Source organism: Paenibacillus sp. MBLB1832 (assembly GCF_032271945.1).
GTDB lineage: Bacteria > Bacillota > Bacilli > Paenibacillales > NBRC-103111 > Paenibacillus_E > Paenibacillus_E roseopurpureus.
In genome coordinates this window covers 3906389-3924231 of record NZ_CP130319.1, presented here as the reverse complement: position 1 = coordinate 3924231, position 17843 = coordinate 3906389, and the positions used below count along the sequence as shown (strand labels likewise).

Below are 17843 nucleotides of genomic sequence, written 5' to 3'. Positions count from 1 at the left end.
AACGAATGAAGTTTATTTACAAATGCGTCTCGTGTGATGTTGAACTGTTCCTAAATGACCGAAATACAGTGGTAAGATTTTATGATAAAAAAAGTGAACAACATGAAGATGAAATTATTAATTTAGTTCATGTTCATCCTGGTCACGGGTACCTATGTTTGAAGTATAAGGGTAAAGATACGGCATTGCTAAGCGGATTTTTAGATGAAAGTTTCTTTAAAAATGATGAAATAGTGCAAGCAGCAATTGATTTCATCGAAAATATACTACCAGATGTAAAGAATCGCTATGTACCTTATCATATTTCTCTCATTAAAAAAACGAGTTTTGTTGAATACAATGGCGAATATTAATAGCGTGGGAACCATTTGCGCTAACGAGAAACGATAGTTGCAATATATGGTACTATAGAAATGGGTATTTAACGGGATTCAATAAGGGGCGGCAGAAATGGCAAACACAGTAGGGCTTATCAGGCACGGAGTGACCGAATGGAATAATCTTGGCAAGGCTCAAGGTGTTTCTGATATACCTTTGAACGAAGAAGGAATAAAGCAAGCTACTGCATTGGCTAATAGGCTTTCAAGAGAAGAATGGGATATTATTTTCTCCAGTAATCTGACGAGAGCTAGGCAAACGGCTGAAATCATAAGGCAATCTTTAGTAGTAGAATCTGTATTCATTGACGATCGTATTAGAGAAATTAATTGTGGTCTAATTGAAGGTACCACCGAGGAAGAACGCATCGCTCGTTGGGGAGTTAATTGGCGTGAGCAAAATCTTGGTATGGAAGATTTCCGAATGGTCGCCAAGCGTGGACTAAGTTTTCTTGAAGAAAAGATTTCCAAACATACTGATAAAAGAATTTTAATTGTAAGTCATGGAGCATTGATTGGTTTGTCATTGCAACATCTTTTGCCGCAACGATTCAAAGAAACATATATAGATAATACCTCTTTAACTATACTTACGCACACTAACAACGATTGGGCATGTCAATTATACAACTGTACCAAGCATCTTTAGCAAGTGTGGATTAAGCTCACGCAGAACGAGAGTTCACTGACAAAACATGAGAAGGCTGCCGACGATCAATGATCAGCAGCCTTCTCAGCTAACGGGCAGTTTTCTTCAAAAGTACGGATTATTTTATCCAAATAATTAAGGGTAATTGATATCACAAATTTGCAACTAATAGGGATAATAATGAAATTAATTCCAGAGTTATCATATAATTAAATATAAGTACATCTAGGAGAGGAGCGCTAAACATGCTGCAACAAATATCAGATTATGTTTTTATCGGCTCGCTAGGTTTTTTGGTGATTACTGTCATGATATTTTTTTCAGGTAGCGGTGGAGAGTCTAACTATATCAATGCCGCAAATTCCACAGGGGTACAAGCAATAACAGGGTCTACTTTAACAGACTTACAAATGAATCATGACCACACAAAAATGGCAAATACACCTCCATATCGTATAAAAAAACTTCTGAGATCATATCTGTTTTGGATTTCAGTCACTGGAATAATTGTTTCTGTTGTACTCTCTAAAATTTAGAAATAATCAAAAAGCCTAAACTACCGTAAAGAACTATAGTTCGAGGGTTTGAGAAGATAGTTAAACATTGAAGGGCTGCCACGTAGCAGCCCTTCACCCCGTGAACGAGCAGTTATCTTCAAGGATGTTTTTTGTTTTATATAGGGAGGACTGACATGGGGAATTATATTTTCAATCGCTCTAATAACCTAGATTTCAAAATGAGCAATGGAGGATTGACCGTCTTTCTTACCGTATTGGGATTGAGTGGCACATTATTAGCTAATACGAAGAAAGAGAAAGAATTAATATTGTGGCTTATGGAACACGATATTGAAGTGAGAGGTCTTGGAAATGGTGGGTTTGATGTCGAGGATATGCCTTGGGATGAAACTAATTTTGAAATGGAGAAAGAGTTCTTAATGAAAGTCGTTATGGGGGCAAAATCAAGAGTTGGATGGGATTCATTAGACTATGCTCCAAATGAAGAATTAGTCAGGGCAAACCTAGATAATTTTATCGAACTAGTTAGAATTCTAGAGCCTGAGAATATTAATAAAAATGCATATGATGAGTGGATTAACGAAGAGAATGTAGACCCCAGGTTTAAAAATCCAAAGGGATATCCGAAATGTGAGAAGCACGGAATTTTTCTATATTGGAATGGTTGCATAGCATGTAATGATATATAATAAACAGTCGATTCAACTAACGCAGAACTTTAGTGCAACAACACCCTCCCTGACGCGTATCTTTTTATAAGCTAATATTCCCCTTTATTTTCTTTCCGTTGCATAAAATCTTAGAGGGAGGGACGTAATGAAGAAAAGGTTTATTATCCTACCCATTATTTCGTTACTTATTATACTGGTAGCTACAAAGCCAAGCTCAAAAGACTATCATGCATATCTTCAAGTAGAACATGGATTGAATTGTGAAAGGGTTAGCAATAAATGCATTCATACAAACCTCGATTTAATGTCTGAACGTATTCGTTCCTTGCCATTTTTCATGATGGCAAAAACCCAAATCTTTGGAGACGAGAACAATAAAATAAGAGTAATTGGAGTCTTTAATCATTTCTTTGTTATTGAAAACAAACTTAAACCACAATAACTGGAAACACTTATAAAGTGCTTTGTTGCGTTCCGCTAACGGGTAACGATAGCTCAATAAACATCAGGAGAAGGCTGCCGACAGCAATGATTGGCAGCCTTTATTACGTTAACGGGCAGATTAGTTTATTAGTTCCTTCCTGTCACATATAAAAAATGTTATAATATGGATAGTGAAATTTGAGGAGGTCTAAAATGAAAAATACTTCCTATAATCCATTTAATGACAAGACGCTTCATCTTACTGAGAATAAAACCGAAACGAGTTCCCTTGAAGATAGGGCTCCCTTTAACGATGTAATCAAACATGTCGATATTGTTTCGGGTTTCCAAATACCCAAAAGGATCGACCATTTTCCAAAGTGGTATAAAAATCCTCAGAGAATATTTGCTACTATTTCTGTCCTTGTATTCGCCTCATTTATGATATATCAAGTTATTCGAATTATTACTGCTATTGCTTCGGGGAAGTAGCGCCCACCCCGTGTTAAGTTAACGGCGAACGATAGTTCGATAAGCATTTAAACAGGTTGCCGCAGAAACTAATCGCGGCAGCCTGTTTCGTGTAGTGAAGAAACATTTTCCAAAATTGTACGTATATAGTAGGTGCGCTGTTTCATTATATATCTGAGGATGTGTCTGATATGAAGAATAAGAGAATGCTCCCCATCTACTTATTAACTACAGTTACATTAGCTGCAGCGATGTGGGTTGGAGCCTTGCCACAGTCGGCAAAGGCGGCCGAGATTTCGTTAGTCAATATGGCCAATTGGACTGTATACTCGGGGTTGCAAGCTCCTGAAGGTCTCCGAATTCCTGAATCGATCGAACTTCTGAAAGACACTCCATATTATGCGAACCCGGATGATCCCAACGAGAAAGCTGAGGGTGTCTTTGCTCCACAGACAGTACGTGTGTTAAAGGGAGAGGCCTCTTGGTCGGTCAATAGTGCATCCCAGTGGCAAATAGACACGATGTATGGACCCCGCTGGGTGCGTCCTTTTATGTGGGACATCGCTATTACCAAACCAGACACGATTATGCTGACGGAGGAGACCCCGCTTTATCAGAGCCAAAATGACCAATTAGAGTCAGTTGCTTCTTTGTCTCCTCAGGAAGTGCAAGTAGTTAAGATCGAGGATAAATGGTTTGTCGGCGATAGCCGGATAGGTAAAGCTTGGGTTCAAATTCACACTACATGGCTTGGCGATTTGTGGATTCACATTCCGATCAATAGGATAGGCACTGTTCAGCCAATATTTCAACGTGCACACTACAACAATGAGCCTTACTACCTTGAGGTCGGCACTGCGCTGCAAGATAATGACCACACCGGCGTCAATCAGCTTGCCGATGGAAGACTAAGAAATGGCGATTACAAGATTATTGCTGAATTAACGACGGTCTATGATCGTAGCTATCTTGTACAAACGGCAGATGGAGACAAATGGGTGCGGGGCGCTGGGACAATTATTTCGGAAACGAATGAAACAGTGGATCTGAAGGTGGAAACCCCGCTCTTGTCCGATGTGTGGTCAACAGATAACCAAGAATTGGCCGTATTGAAAGCCGTCACCGTTACGGCATTTGAAACTATACAGGATCCGTTCAACGGGACCTGGGATCATGTCCGTACTTCGCAAGGAACAACCGGCTGGGTGAATAAGCACAGAGCTGAGCCTGAGAACGCAATTCCTGTGCAATGGAAGATCAGGCTAATGGGAGAAAAAATGCAGTTCCGCTATCCCGGAGTCAATTTTTCAGTGCAAAAGCCCAACTTGTTGGCTCAGACAGTAACTGCTCTTGCTTATTGGGATGAACCGTCAGGTGAAAAATGGGTTAAAATCCACACAGCCGAAGGTAGCGTCTGGGTGACATTTTCGAACAAGGACAGGATTCAGGTCCCTGAAGCGACTCTTCAAATCGAATATAATGAACGGCATCTCGGCTATGTAACGATTATCCCTCAAGGTCAGGATCTGACACTTTTCGGACAGCGAAATATTGGTTACCGTTCCGATGACGGCACCGATTTCCTTTCAGTGGTCCAGCTTGCGAGTGCGTTTCGTTACCGGTCGAAGCAAGATGACTATACTCATTCACTTTCCATTGATAAGGGTGATTACATGTTTGTGCTCCAGGCAGGTCACCGTGAAGCCCGTATTTACTGGCACGATGTCCCAGAGCGAACTGTACAGCTATCCCAACCACCCATTGATTCGAGTGGTAAATGGTACTTGAGCCTTCACGATTTGAGCAGCCTTTTCGGATTGTCGCAAGACAATTGGCAAAATCCTGATTATTACTCGCTACTAGAAAAAGACTACACTGTGGAGCTCGGCAATTTCCCGACTAAGGTCGACGCTAACGAGCGATTCGAATTGCAGGCGTGGCTTTACGAGCAATGGAGCACGCGCAAAGGCAATTTACGTATGCCGGCGCTGCTATCAATTGAAGAGGAAGGTGCGGTGCCTTCAAGTAGCCCGAACTCTCTGCAAGAGAAATTTGGTTCCGAGGAGCAAGCAAACACGGTTTGGTACCGGCTTTATGCCTCTCGCACCTTGGTACCTGGGCTGCACCGGCTGAACGCTGTGCTCCGTGTTGGTGAGCGGATCGTCTGGAAGCAAGCTTTCTCTGTGGAAGTGCCAAAATGAATAAAGCTGCAGCCGGGGCTCGAGTACTATTTCGCGTCTGTCAATTATTCAACAAACGGAAAACGATAGAGAGGGAGCTTGCCACGCGGCAGCTCTCTTTTTATTCATTGAAGTAAAGAGCAGTTTTCTACAATGGATTATGCTAAAATATGGATGATAATTAGAGTTTGATTTTTACTGAGTGTAAAGAGGGATCTTTTTGAAACAAAGAACATTTTGCGTTATTATTTTGATACTTGTACTTATAATGGGGTGCGAAAGCAACAAAAAAGCGATAGAATTACAGCCTACATCTCAGCAGACCTCGCAAACACCTTTAGAAAGTCAATTAGTAAAACCACCTCAGTCAGTCAATCCATTAGCTCCTACGGAATCTACAAAAGTTGCTACAGAGCCTTTAAAATCGGAATTAGATATTTCTACCGTATCAAAGGACAATACAAACTCAATAGCTTTAAACCCATATTCACTGGATAAAATTGAAGAAATCTTAAAAAAAGACAAGTCTGTTTTCGATATTATCGAATCTCCCAATAAAAAAGCAATTGCTTATATGGTGAGTAAAACTGGTACGCCTACGCCTTATGACGACATGACCCTCCAAATTTGGAACGTAGGGGATGAGAAGCCACGATCTGCAATAGGAAACTTAGAATTTACAGCTGGAGATGTGTATTGGTCACCGAACAATGATTATGTATTTGTCGATACTGGCACTTACGTTATTCACGAAGGAAGCCTGTACTCGGCTACAACGCTTGATCTAGTGGGAGTTTTTGAATACTTTAATCATGCGTATTTTTCGCCAAACGGCAAGTATATTGTTTATTCAAGTGGGAATGACCAGCATTCCGCCATAAAAACGGTGAAGGGCGAATTTATTAAACCTGAACAACCCTTCGATCTAGTACTCTACAACATGGAGACCCACCAAAACACGGTCCTGTTGAAGGGAACAGAAACAAAGGACTACTTCGCAATTGGTTGGTTGGACTCCAAAACGATTGGTTACCGAGTGTCTACGTATAGTGCAGAGAATAACAAGCTTCATTGGCAGGATATACAATTCGCGTATGATTTAAGCAACCAACAAACCAAAGCCAAAGCCGATCCAATACGTAAATAGCCCGACAACTGATGATCATGAGTTATATGCACCGATTATAAATGCGTATGCAGCACTTGAACGGAGCGGCTATACTTCTTTCGATAAGGATCTCATTGGAGATTCCCTGTTGGAGTTAAAAAAAGGGAGTACATATAACTTTGGTTGGAACACCAAACCGACACTAATGTATACCTCCTATGATATAAACGGCGATGGTTCACCGGAATTATTAATTGGAGCAGATAAGTCTATTTCCGGGATTTATGCTTTGCAAAATGGAAAGCCTGTTTCAATCAATCAAGTAGAAGACCGGCACAATCTTCGTTTGTTAAAAGGTATCGATGGTAACGGTGTAATAGAAGATGCGTGGGGACACATGGGCCATGCTACTGAATTTTTCTACAAGATTGATAAGGATGGAAAATTAGTTACAATAGACAAGCTTTTCACGAATGGCGATGACAAAAAAGATGATAAAACATCAGTCATTTTCGTGCTAAAGATGTCCTAGGTAAAGAAGTCAGTATTACCGAGGAAGAATACAGCTCTTTAATTCGAAAATATGGCTCAACAGGTTATGAACCGCTTGGAGATGTAGGAAAAGAAAGAGCGATTGATGTTACATGGAAACCAGTCGATACTAAACAATAAGATTATGAAAGATACCACGCAAAATATGAGATATAGTTTAATAATATCATAGTAAGGCAGCCAACCCAGGTGGATTGGTTGCCTTTTATTATGAAACGCTCTGGTTAGTTCAAAAGAAATGTAAATGTTTTCTGTTTGCTACCCCCCAAATAGCCTTTTCCAAATTGATTTCTTTGACGTATGAATGATTTTCAGTTCTTTTTCTGCTTCTTTAAAATTCATCCATGAACCCAAGGTGTCAGGAAACAATTCCAATGTGGTAGGACTGACTTTTCTGTATTTGATTTGTGCAGTCCCTTTGTAATGCTGAAATCCTATCACTTTGTATAAATAGCGTTCTTCGTTTCCGTAACTAACCAACGTTACAATATCGCCGATTTTTGCGAAGCCGTTTAATAATTTGCATTTCATTTTCAACACAGTTCCTTTCCGGTTTAACGGACATTATAGATTTCTTATTCGCTAAAACGTTCTCAATTTCCTTGCGGAGTAGGTAGTCAGCCTTGGTTAAAGATAATAGTGATCGTGGACGGTACTTCGCACCTAACGGGCAGCTTAGTTCAACGCTCATTTGTGGTAAAATGAGATCGTTGGCTTATTCTCGTTAATAGGGGTGAAGAGCATGGATTCCGTTGTGGTTAATTTAAATATTGATGATGACACTCCTGAGTTTACTAACAAAGATAACGTAGGACAGGTTGAAATTTTAAAAAATAATGGAGTGATGATCACTTTAAGTAAAAATGGATTAATTGGTTTTGCACAGGAATTACTAAGACTGGCTCATAATGATTTTACAAACGGCTATCATGTACACGTCGATCCCAGTGAGAAAGGATATGTTTCCCAAACAATGGGCTTCTACTCACTGCCCAATAGTGCTGAGCTAATAATTTCTTGCGGAGATTTTGGTCCCATTGATTCTTATCTGGAAGAGTAAATAAATATGGCGAGGAACAGTTGGAAAGTCATGTTAAAAATAGATAACAATGAACATTATATTACACCAAGTTATTTAACGGATTCCCTTGGCGATTTTGTAGATGCAATCATTCGTTTAAAACCTGAGTTTGTCGATGCTGATGAGGTGAAGGGGTATAGCTGTTTTGAATGGGATTGTGAACCTGCCATATATAAGTGGTTTTTATATAATGAACCTGATAATAAAGTAAGAATTAAAATACTGGTATATGCTGATGAATTTCAGGCATCAGCAAAAGAAACGATTAATGGAATATGTGATTTTGATAATCTCGTTTCAAAGATCGTCAGTGGTTACATTCAATTAAAAGAGTACATAACGAAGAGAAGGAATATTGAAGTAAAGGTATTTAATCAAGATGAATGGAATGAGTATTACCATTCGAGTTTTGATGAAGAATTAAGTCTGCTTAAAAAGGCGCTAAACTAAAGAGACACTATAGTTTGATGAACGTTTTTTGGGAAATGATGTTTATATATATCGAAAGGGGTAATATCAATTGAAGAATAACAGACCAGTAAAGTTGGATGATCTAATTAGTGAGATTGAGCTTCAAATTGATGATACTTTTACTTTTATACACACTAATACAGGTGAAGTTATTACATTAATGAGAGAAGAAATGAGAGCTGCAGAAGATGAAGAACCACTTGAAAAATATCCTGACTGGCAAACAGAGAACATTGAGAAAGCTATCAGTATAATTGAGGATGAAGACGGGGCTTACGTGGAATTCACTTTAAGAAACCATTTCAATGAATATGAAATCATGGAGGAGTTTATTATAAGTCATAAAGATCAAAAAAATAGAGAAGAACTTTATGACACCATACAAGGAAGAGGAGCTTTTCGAAGATTTAAAGATAAAATTATAGAACTTGGCGTTGACAATCAATGGTACAAATACAAAGAGAGTAAGATAAGAAAAATAGTAATTGAATGGTGTAAGGAGCACAAGATAGAAGTCCTGGATTAAGAACAGTTATATAGTTTCAGCTGCCGCGATATAAGTCGGCAGCTTCGTTACGTTAACGGGCAGATATCTTCAATAGATTGTGGTAATATGGATAAAATGAAATTCTGAAAGTTTATAGGTGAAGGTGGAATAACTAGGGCATTATTTGCTGTAGGACCAGATGACATTGAACTAGTAGAGTTTGAAAATATTGGTGGATTTTAAGTAGAGATTAATGTAAAATTTGTTTTATAATATGAAACAAGATTTCATTGAATGAAACAATATGAGGTGGGAATATGTCTTTTAGTTTTTTAGGGATTGATCACGTTCAATTGGCTGCTCCTGAAGGTTGCGAATCAACTGCGAAAATGTTCTTTGCTGACTTGCTTGGTTGGAGAGAAATTCCTAAGCCTGAAAGCTTGAGAAAGCGTGGTGGAGTTTGGGCTTCTAGTGTTCAGATAAAATGGATTGGATTATTTATGCTTCTCATGAAAGTACAATTACTTTTGGAGGAGAATGGCTTGTTAGCAAACTAAAACCTAACTGGGCTGATTGGAGAGACCACATAGATTGGGATTCAAAGAACTAAATAAAAGAGAAGTTTAATGGGGTTATCGCTGCAGAGATGTAGCGATTTTTTGCGTTTATTTGGTGGGTAATCGTAAATGAGATAGATAGGTGAGTGATTTTGTCATTTACAGAACATTAACTGATTATTAATCTGCTAACCTACCAATGGGCAGTAGTGCATGTGTTCAACTCATTAGCCTGGGAAAAATTAAAAAAGACGCTGAAGAGGTCTGTACGTCGCGATGGAAATCCATATTGCATGCCTCCGTGCTTGTATTGTAGTACAAATAGCAGAATCCTGCGTGTTTTTACCAAGTATGTTTGTTTTATAATCACAATGAATCTTACACATAGGAGGATGACATGAATTTAGAAAGCGATTTCATGAAGTCGTAGCGGATTTGCACGGAGATGTGTTAATGAAATCAAGAGATGCTTTAGAAGGAGGGAATTCGATTGATAACATTCGGCGTGAAGAGATCAATGGTATGGCTAAGCTTTTCTATTCTCACAGTATTAAGTCTTGCAGGATCTGTCCCGTCAGCTTCGGCAGAAGCCAATACAGTCAGCTTGCCCGTTCAGACCCATTCGCAGCAGTTTGTGGAAGTTAAGATAAAAGGGGAACAAGTTAGCGGCCTCTACGCTGTCCAATTTCACCTTGACTATGATCCCGACGTTCTTCAGCTCATGGCAACAAGCGGTCAAAACCAAGCGATCGTGCCTCAATATTTTGATCATGACAGCAATGGTTTGATCGAAGGTACGAGCACGGAGTGGCAGAACGCTCAAGGGAACGTCACCGGGTTCCAAAGCTACCGGGAGACTGTACCTGGGCAGCTGGATTATGTTGCAACCCAAGTGGGAGTGGGGGAAGCGGTTGAAGCGGAAGCGGATTTGGTTAAATTGACGTTCCTAGTCCGCGATCCTTCGCTTCTTACATTGACCCAGCTGGTGTATTCGGAGGGAAATTATTGGGGGGAAGTGGGCGGTCAGCTTGGCCCCATAAACCCGAATATTCAGCTGATACAGCATCTCCCGCCAGTTACAACCGATGATGCTCCCCAAGGCTGGGTTAATGAAGATGTTACGATTCATCTGCAGCCTACGGGCCGAGGCTCCGCTGTCGCTTCGACGTTCTACATAATGGATGGCGGCGAGCCATTAACAGGAACTGAGGTCGCGGTCTCAGGGGAAGGCACTCATCTTATTCATTATTGGAGTGTGGATGAAAGTGGTCTGCGGGAGCAGGTGAAATCGGCGACTGTGAAAATCGACAAAGCGGCTCCAATCACAACTGCCGTTGTCGCCCCTGCGGCTGCGGATGGAACAAACGGCTGGTATCGTACGAAGCCAGTCGTTACATTGAACGTCTATGATGCCTTTTCGGGTGCCGTGCAAACGGAACTGCAGCTGAATAACGGCGAGTGGTCGACAGTTACGGCGCCTCTTGAGCTTGGAGATGGCAAGCAGACTATCGGGTATCGCTCCAAAGATGCGGCAGGCAATGTGGGCAGCACGGAAACGATCAACGTCAATGTAGATACGATTGCACCTGACACCAACATCAGTCTTTCACCGGACGGTGTGTATTGGATCGATCAGGATATGGTCATAAACGTATCGGTGATGGACGCAGGCTCGGGCATAGATGTGACGAAAACAAGCGTACTTCTCGATGGGCGTCCTGTCCAGCAGGGGGAGACGATAGCCGTGTACAAGCTGCCTCTCGGTCAGCATACGTTAATCGTCAGTGCGACGGACCTGGCAGGACATACACAATCCAAGTCGTCCACTTTTGAAACGAAAGTTAACCTGGAATCGCTTAAAGCTTTATTAAAGCGGTTGATCAGGGAGAGGCTGATAACGAATGAAGGCGTTGCCAATAGCTTGAGCGATAAATTGGCGCGAGGTCAGCTTAAATCCTTTGTAGACGAAATTCGTACCCGGAAGGGCAATCAGATCTCGGAGGATTTGGCTAACTTGCTTTTACGTCAAATGGATAACTTGCGTGATTAAAGGGAGGTGCTGATCGTGAATAAACATTTAGGTGCGTTCTGGCTGCTGCTGGTCCTGTTGTTGACAACAGCTGTTCCGGTATGGGCGGAGCAGTGGGAGCAGGTGCCGCTGGTGACGGAGGAGAGCCTGGATCGCGGCAATAGCGGCGGCGAAGGCTTTCAGTGGATGCAGGGCCTTGCCATTGATAGCGATAACGGGCAGTTTCTAGTCGCGGTATCGGACGTCGGCGGCATTATACGTACGGAGAACGGCGGCAAGCAGTGGGAGCCGTCCAGCATTGGCTTCACACCGCGGGGAGGCAACATGATTGCCATTGACCCGAAGAATAGCAATCGGGTACTTATTGTGGGGGCGAATGGAACAGCTCATCCAAAGAATGGGTTGTATCTGTCAACAGATAAGGCGAAGAGCTGGAAGCCTGTTTTCACGCATAATATTTCGGGCAACCGTGACTTTCGTGATTCGGTGGCTTACGATCCTTCTAGCTACGATGCTGCGTTAGGCTACACAAAGGTTGTGTATTACAGCAGAATCTACGAGCCCAAAGCATCCGGTTCCCCGGAGCAGCATCCTGCGCTGTATAAATCCGTGGACGGCGGGGAGACGTGGACGGAAATTCCGAACTCCTCAGCATTCGGGCAAAGCATCATCAAGGTCCATCCACTGAATGGCTATGTTTATGCTGCGAATGCGAATGGTTTATTCAAGAGTACGGACGGCGGCATGACGTTTACGTTAAAAGAAGCAGGGCCTGTCCTTAGCACAGAGGTCATCGCTTCAAGACCTGATGAGGTCTATATCGTTAAATCTGACGGGGTATACCGGTCAACTGACAGCGGGGAAGCTTTCGTGAAAGTTTCCGAGGACTTTCCGCTTATAAATCCGATTAATTTACGCATTTCTCCGGTGAATCCGAATCAGATGGTCATTAGTGACAATGCGATGAGCAAGGTATCGGGTGCATACAAGCAAACGCATCCCTACTATTCGACAGACGGCGGCAGAACCTGGTTGTCCAGTCTGAAGGATAATACGGAATCGTTCGGACCACCGAATGTCAGACAGGATAAATTCGTTTGGAGTCCGGTGCAAGCGGATACAGTCTGGGGCTTTGGCGGGGATTGGATTGTTAAAAGCACAGACGGCGGCGTTCATTTCGACTGGGCGAACAACGGCTATAACGGAATCATGGTGGGCGGGGCATTCCAGTTCAATGAGAAGGACCCGGATCTTCTGTATATCGGCAGCCAGGATTATAATGGTGCTTTTACCCAGGATGGGGGCGCAACCTGGCGCAATATTAACCCGACCGGAACGCCTTACGGCGGTTACGTATACGGAGCGGTGGCGGTGAATCCGCAGCTGCTGATCTCCGCCTCGGCTGCAGGTTGGGGAGCCCCGCGTACGATCCGGGTAAGCCGGGATGGCGGGATCACCTTCACAGCAATTGATTTAGGTACAGACGCCAATGGCGCTAAGATCATGGTGAACGGGGCACAAACCGTGTTTGCAGACCCGACAGATGATCATTACTTGTTCGTCGGTGAGTACCGCAGCTCGGATCAGGGCTATACGTGGTACAAAATGGATGATGTCAGCGGCGTGTATACCTCCAGCTTTACAGGCCAGAAGGAGCTGTACGGTGGAAAAGGCAGCAATGTCCTTGTTTCTTACGATCATGGAGCCACTTGGACAAAGTTAACGGCGGTGAGTGGTTCCGTCAAAGACATTGCGGTGGACCATGTCCGCAAATCGCTCTATGTTGCAACGGAAGGCAAGCTATACCAGTATAACCTCACGGCGAAAACGTTAACGGACATCACATCCCGTGTACCTGCCGACCAATTAGGCGGAAAACGTATTGAATCGGTTGCGATTGATCCGATCGATCCAAGTATCGTCTACGCGGTAGGCTCAGCGGATACGTATGCCAGTGATGCCGCCGTGGCTCGGTCTACGGATGCCGGCCAAACCTGGTCCGTTATTATGCGGAATGATCGGAACAGTGCGATTCAAACCGGTCTAATTGGCGCGAGGGAGGCTTCATGGGTACGAGTGAATCCCAAGACGCGATTCGCATTTGTGGCCGGACAGTGCCATGGCCTATGGAAAATTGCGCCGCCTGGCGTGAACAACAGCACAAAGGCAGTGCTCAAGGCGGCTGAGGGCAACGGCCAGGTCAAGCTTCAGTGGTACGGCAACGGTCGCATGACGCTGGGCAATGTGGCTGAGATGGCGACCAATTACATGAATAACGGGAATAAAGAAGCACTCTTGCGTTATGACATGACGGGGGATGAGATCACAGGGCTTCGGCAAATCGACACCGCCGATTTGAGTCTATGGACGCGTCACTTGTTTGACGATGCACACAAAGCATATAAGTCATTTGAGGTATATCGCGGATTGTCGGCAGCGGGTCCTTATCAGAAAATTGCAGGTCCAGTCACTTCCACTACGCTGGTGGATACCGAAGTGACGAATGGTACGATCTACTACTATAAAGTGGTGAATCTGACCGATCAGACGGAGTCTGCGATTGTGCAGGCGAAGCCGAATGCGCAAGGGCCGGAACCTCTCTATGTAATGGAGCAGCCAACCTCGATTCGTCTGCTATGGAAGGGCGGTTACGGAACTTACAGCGTATATCGCAGCGACACAGTGCTTTGGTCGGATGCCGTTCAGCTGGCTTCGGGTTTGACGCAAACTGATTATACGGACAGCACGGTGGTCAAGGACAAACCGTATGTTTACTTCGTAACACGCACCGGTACGGCTGGAGAGAGTGAGCCAACGGCCGGCTACCCGGCCAAAACGTACGTGCCCGGCACACCGCCGCCACCGAAACCGCCACTGGTGATTACGCAAGGGCATCTATATAATCAAAATTTTGATACCAACTTTGCCCCGAAATGGTTGTTCACGAATGCTTCCGTCAGCAATAAGCAGTTTCATACGTCTTGGGAGGCCAGCTCAAAAGCACTTTATGACGGAGAAACCTACAAGGGTGATTACACCTATCAAGTGGATGCCAAAGTCAATGGTGGAGGGCTCTATAATCGCGCACAGATCGTTTTCAACTATTTGGACAGTGATAATTATTATTTCCTTGACATTGGCTCGTGGGACACAGCAACAAGTTCCAATACGATTACGTTGAACGCACGGGTTGAAGGTGGAAACGGTAAAATTGCAGGTTCGGCAACGATTAGCAATTTTAATATGAGTGATAAGAAGACGACGATTCAGGTCAAATATGAAGATGGCGGCTTCATAACCGTTACTGCGATCAAGGATGGAATACCCACTGTTCTGTATAATAGGGTGAAAGATCTGCGCTTACCAGGGGGCAAGGTCGGCATTCAAACTACCTATAGTGATTCTGAATTCGATAATGTCCTGATCACCCCGCTGACCAATGTGCCAGACCCCATTCCGTCCATGATGGGGTATCAGGAGGATTTTAGTGATGAGCAAGCGCAAGGCTGGAGTCTTGGTACGATGACGGTAAGCGGGGGGGCGATGGGGAATCCTGCCTACTCCGTCACACAAGCTGTTTATGATAATGGTGTGATGCCGACAAGCTTTACCATGACGACGGATGTCACATTAGGAGGTTCGGCGGACAGCAACCGTGCTTATGTGTATTTTGATGATGTGGATGATCAGAATTACTACATGCTTGAGATTCGTCCAACTTCGTTAGACTTGATTAAAAAGGTAAATAACGTCGTATCCAATGCGGGTTCCAAGGCGATTCAACATGGCAATGGACAGACGATCCGCTATGTGATTGCTCGGAACACCGATGGTTCGGTTAGCGTGGCAGCGGTTAAGAACGGCGTAAGTGAAACCCTCTTTTATAACAAAATCGGGTATAGTCCGTTCGGAGGTAAGCTGAGTGTCGGTACCTTGTACAGCGCCTCGCGGTTCGATAATTTCAATATTGGCGCTTATGCAGCACTCCCGGCGCCAACTGCGCCAGTTCCGATACTCAACAGCTATTCCGAAGATTTCTCTGACGGTCAGGCGCAGGGCTGGAGTCTGGGGGGGATGAATGTAAGCAGCGGTGCGCTGGTTAACCCGTCTTTCACTTCAGTCAATGCCATCTATCCGGATGTCAAGCTGCCGGTCGCTTACAGCTATCAGATCGATGTTAACCGTCTTGGTGATGGCGATGTCAATCGCGCACGGATTTATTTCGACTACGTGGACAGTAGTAATTATTATTATTTGGCGATTAAGCCGACAGCAGTTTCTATATTAAAAAGAATCAATGGCACGGAATCAACCGTTGGCACTGTGAGCTATACGAACCAATCTGATGCGAAAATCCAGTACAAGATTGTCCGTAATTTTGACGGATCAGTCTCCGTCTCTGCGGATCGGACGGGTGAAGTGACCGCGCTGTTTACAGGACTCAACGGAATCGCTACACTTCGTGGAACCATTGGAGCAGGAACAGAATACAGTGCCTCCAAATTCGATAACGTGGCCGTTAGTGAACTCATTCCTTCTACAGCTCCTGCCTCTCCGGCACTTAATGGTGTGCTTGTGCAGAACCTGGCTGAGCTGAATTGGAATGCGGTGACGGCAGCTGCCGGGTACAATCTGTATCTAGGCTCAAGCAGCGGCGTATATGGGGCTCCGCTCAATCTGGGGAATGTGACAGCCTATACGGTCACTGGGATTACGTATGGGACTCCCACTTATGTCAAAGTGAGCGCCTACAATTTGGCTGGAGAAGGTACGCCGTCAAATGAAGTTGTACTTTCATCGAGCGCTGTGCTGTATGCCAATAGCTTCGATACAACGTCACTGGCCAATTGGTCGCTGAGCGGCGGGACTTGGACGGTTTCGCAAGCTACGTACGCTTTGGTTCAATCGGACAAGGAAGCGTTGGCTTTTGCCTTCACTGGTTTGGGGAGCTGGACGAATGTTGTGGCTTCTGCGAAAGTCACCCCGACGGCCTTTGGTACCAGCGGTGCACCAACGTTTGGAATTTTGGCACGGGTGGCAGACGCGAATAATCGCTACAGCTTCTTGTATGTAAACGGGAACCTTGAAATCAGCAAGTCAGTTGGTGGGACCAAAACGGTGCTAGCGACGAAAGCTTTCACTGCAGCTCTAGGTACCACCTATACCTTCCAGGCTGTTGTTAATGGCAACCGTTTGGACTTCTATGTAGACGGTATCAAGCAATTGACCGCTTCGGATTCAACCTTTGCTTCAGGGAAGTTCGGACTTGTGACAAACCGGACAGCTGTGCGTGTGGATGACGTTGTAATCAAGTAAAATGAGCGCAGGTACAAGATTACTGTTATAAAGCCATTGGAGCGGGCGAATCTGCCCGGCTTCAATGGTTTTCCTGCTATAATTGGCATATGTATCAATTATATGTATTCGGGAGGTTACTCATGGAAGTGAAAGTGAAAGTAGCTCTGGACCGATTTCCAGGCGGAACATCAAAGATCGTCACGTTTAATACGATGACGGCAAAATTCAGGATAGACAATTGGTTGGCCTATTTAATCAATATGGGGTAAAAGGGACGTTTCATTTAAACTCAGGAGCTTTGGGGCGAGAGAATGTTGTTACGAGAGAAGAAGTGAAGTCACTTTATAATGGTCATGAGGTATCGGTTCATACCGTAGGCCACCCTCATCTGGCACAGGTGCCCCGCGAGAGACTGATTGCGGAGATCATGGAGGACCGCAAGGAATTAGAGAGGCTAGTAGGCTATCCCATACGAGGCATGTCCTATCCATTTGGGACACATACCAGCGAGGTGGCGGACACTCTCGCAGAGCTTGGTATGGTCTATGCGCGTACCACAGCATCGCATTCCTCCTACCACCTGCCAGAACGATTCCTGACCTGGCATCCCACTACTCACCATAATAACAGCTTACTGGAACGCGCGGAGTACTTCCTGAAGCTGCCGTATTGGCAGGGCATCGGGTTATTTTATGTTTGGGGACACAGCTATGAGTTTGACCATGACAAGAACTGGGGAATGATGGAGTCAATCTGTGAAAAGCTCGCTACAGACAGCGAGATCTGGTTCGCCACCAATATCGAGATTTATAATTATCTTCAATCGATTCGTCAGCTGCAATTTACTTCGGATTATACTATTGTTCACAACCCTTGCGCCCAGCCAGTTTGGATTAACGTGAATGGGGATACAGTTAAAATTGAAGGCGGTACTACACAGAAGCTAGCTTAGAGAAAAACCGTTAATCCTA

At 44.0% G+C, this 17843-nt stretch carries 17 protein-coding genes and 1 pseudogene; 17 read left to right on the top strand and 1 reads right to left on the bottom strand.

From position 1 onward, the window contains the following. The first annotated feature begins 5 nt into the window (after positions 1 to 5). From MJB10_RS17625 to MJB10_RS17585, 9 genes are all read left to right on the top strand, one after another. Positions 6 to 353, top strand: a complete 348-nt coding sequence (locus tag MJB10_RS17625; protein WP_314796778.1) for a hypothetical protein — start codon at positions 6 to 8, stop codon at positions 351 to 353. A 97-nt stretch (positions 354 to 450) separates the two neighbouring features. Continuing rightward, positions 451 to 1026, top strand: a complete 576-nt coding sequence (locus MJB10_RS17620; protein WP_314796776.1) for a histidine phosphatase family protein — start codon at positions 451 to 453, stop codon at positions 1024 to 1026. 245 nt (positions 1027 to 1271) lie between these two features. Next, on the top strand, positions 1272 to 1562 hold the full coding sequence (locus tag MJB10_RS17615) for a hypothetical protein (protein ID WP_314796775.1): 291 nt from the start codon (positions 1272 to 1274) through the stop codon (positions 1560 to 1562). Between the two features lie 155 nt (positions 1563 to 1717). Then, positions 1718 to 2233: a hypothetical protein gene (locus tag MJB10_RS17610; protein ID WP_314796773.1), complete on the top strand. Its 516-nt coding sequence runs from the start codon at positions 1718 to 1720 to the stop codon at positions 2231 to 2233. Positions 2234 to 2360: 127 nt separating this feature from the next. After that, positions 2361 to 2657, top strand: a complete 297-nt coding sequence (locus MJB10_RS17605) for a hypothetical protein (RefSeq protein ID WP_314796771.1) — start codon at positions 2361 to 2363, stop codon at positions 2655 to 2657. A 194-nt stretch (positions 2658 to 2851) separates the two neighbouring features. Next, complete coding sequence (locus tag MJB10_RS17600) at positions 2852 to 3130, top strand: hypothetical protein (RefSeq protein ID WP_314796769.1); 279 nt, start codon at positions 2852 to 2854, stop codon at positions 3128 to 3130. Positions 3131 to 3300: 170 nt separating this feature from the next. Beyond that, on the top strand, positions 3301 to 5310 hold the full coding sequence (locus tag MJB10_RS17595) for a hypothetical protein (RefSeq protein WP_314796767.1): 2010 nt from the start codon (positions 3301 to 3303) through the stop codon (positions 5308 to 5310). Between the two features lie 199 nt (positions 5311 to 5509). Then, a complete protein-coding gene (locus MJB10_RS17590) occupies positions 5510 to 6436 on the top strand; it encodes a TolB family protein (protein WP_314796766.1) in 927 nt (308 codons plus the stop codon). 109 nt (positions 6437 to 6545) lie between these two features. Further along, the gene (locus MJB10_RS17585) at positions 6546 to 6929 is read left to right on the top strand and encodes a hypothetical protein (RefSeq protein WP_314796765.1); all 384 of its coding nucleotides are present in this window, start codon (positions 6546 to 6548) and stop codon (positions 6927 to 6929) included. 278 nt (positions 6930 to 7207) lie between these two features. Here MJB10_RS17585 and MJB10_RS17580 read toward each other — a convergent pair whose 3' ends face one another. Beyond that, positions 7208 to 7480, bottom strand: coding sequence for a hypothetical protein (locus MJB10_RS17580; protein WP_314796764.1), 273 nt, complete (start codon positions 7478 to 7480; stop codon positions 7208 to 7210). A 211-nt stretch (positions 7481 to 7691) separates the two neighbouring features. On the opposite strand from MJB10_RS17580, the gene MJB10_RS17575 reads away from it, so the two are divergent. The 8 genes and pseudogenes from MJB10_RS17575 to MJB10_RS17540 all read left to right on the top strand — a co-directional run bounded on the left by MJB10_RS17575 (position 7692) and on the right by MJB10_RS17540 (position 17824). After that, positions 7692 to 8009 (top strand): Imm32 family immunity protein, encoded by a 318-nt coding sequence (locus MJB10_RS17575; RefSeq protein ID WP_314796762.1) that lies wholly within the window; start codon positions 7692 to 7694, stop codon positions 8007 to 8009. 30 nt (positions 8010 to 8039) lie between these two features. Further along, complete coding sequence (locus MJB10_RS17570; protein ID WP_314796761.1) at positions 8040 to 8480, top strand: hypothetical protein; 441 nt, start codon at positions 8040 to 8042, stop codon at positions 8478 to 8480. A gap of 70 nt (positions 8481 to 8550) precedes the next feature. Beyond that, the gene (locus MJB10_RS17565; RefSeq protein ID WP_314796760.1) at positions 8551 to 9027 is read left to right on the top strand and encodes a UPF0158 family protein; all 477 of its coding nucleotides are present in this window, start codon (positions 8551 to 8553) and stop codon (positions 9025 to 9027) included. Positions 9028 to 9305: 278 nt separating this feature from the next. Then, positions 9306 to 9452 (top strand): annotated as a pseudogene (locus tag MJB10_RS17560) (glyoxalase); the annotation flags it as partial. 583 nt (positions 9453 to 10035) lie between these two features. Next, the gene (locus MJB10_RS17555; RefSeq protein ID WP_314796759.1) at positions 10036 to 11595 is read left to right on the top strand and encodes a hypothetical protein; all 1560 of its coding nucleotides are present in this window, start codon (positions 10036 to 10038) and stop codon (positions 11593 to 11595) included. Positions 11596 to 11610: 15 nt separating this feature from the next. After that, positions 11611 to 16890: a hypothetical protein gene (locus tag MJB10_RS17550; RefSeq protein WP_314796758.1), complete on the top strand. Its 5280-nt coding sequence runs from the start codon at positions 11611 to 11613 to the stop codon at positions 16888 to 16890. A gap of 122 nt (positions 16891 to 17012) precedes the next feature. Then, positions 17013 to 17141: a hypothetical protein gene (locus tag MJB10_RS17545; RefSeq protein WP_314805879.1), complete on the top strand. Its 129-nt coding sequence runs from the start codon at positions 17013 to 17015 to the stop codon at positions 17139 to 17141. Beyond that, entirely contained in the window at positions 17111 to 17824 is a 714-nt protein-coding gene (locus MJB10_RS17540) for a polysaccharide deacetylase family protein (protein WP_314796756.1), read from the top strand. The genes MJB10_RS17545 and MJB10_RS17540 overlap by 31 nt, the downstream gene beginning before the upstream one ends. The last annotated feature ends 19 nt before the right edge of the window (positions 17825 to 17843 follow it).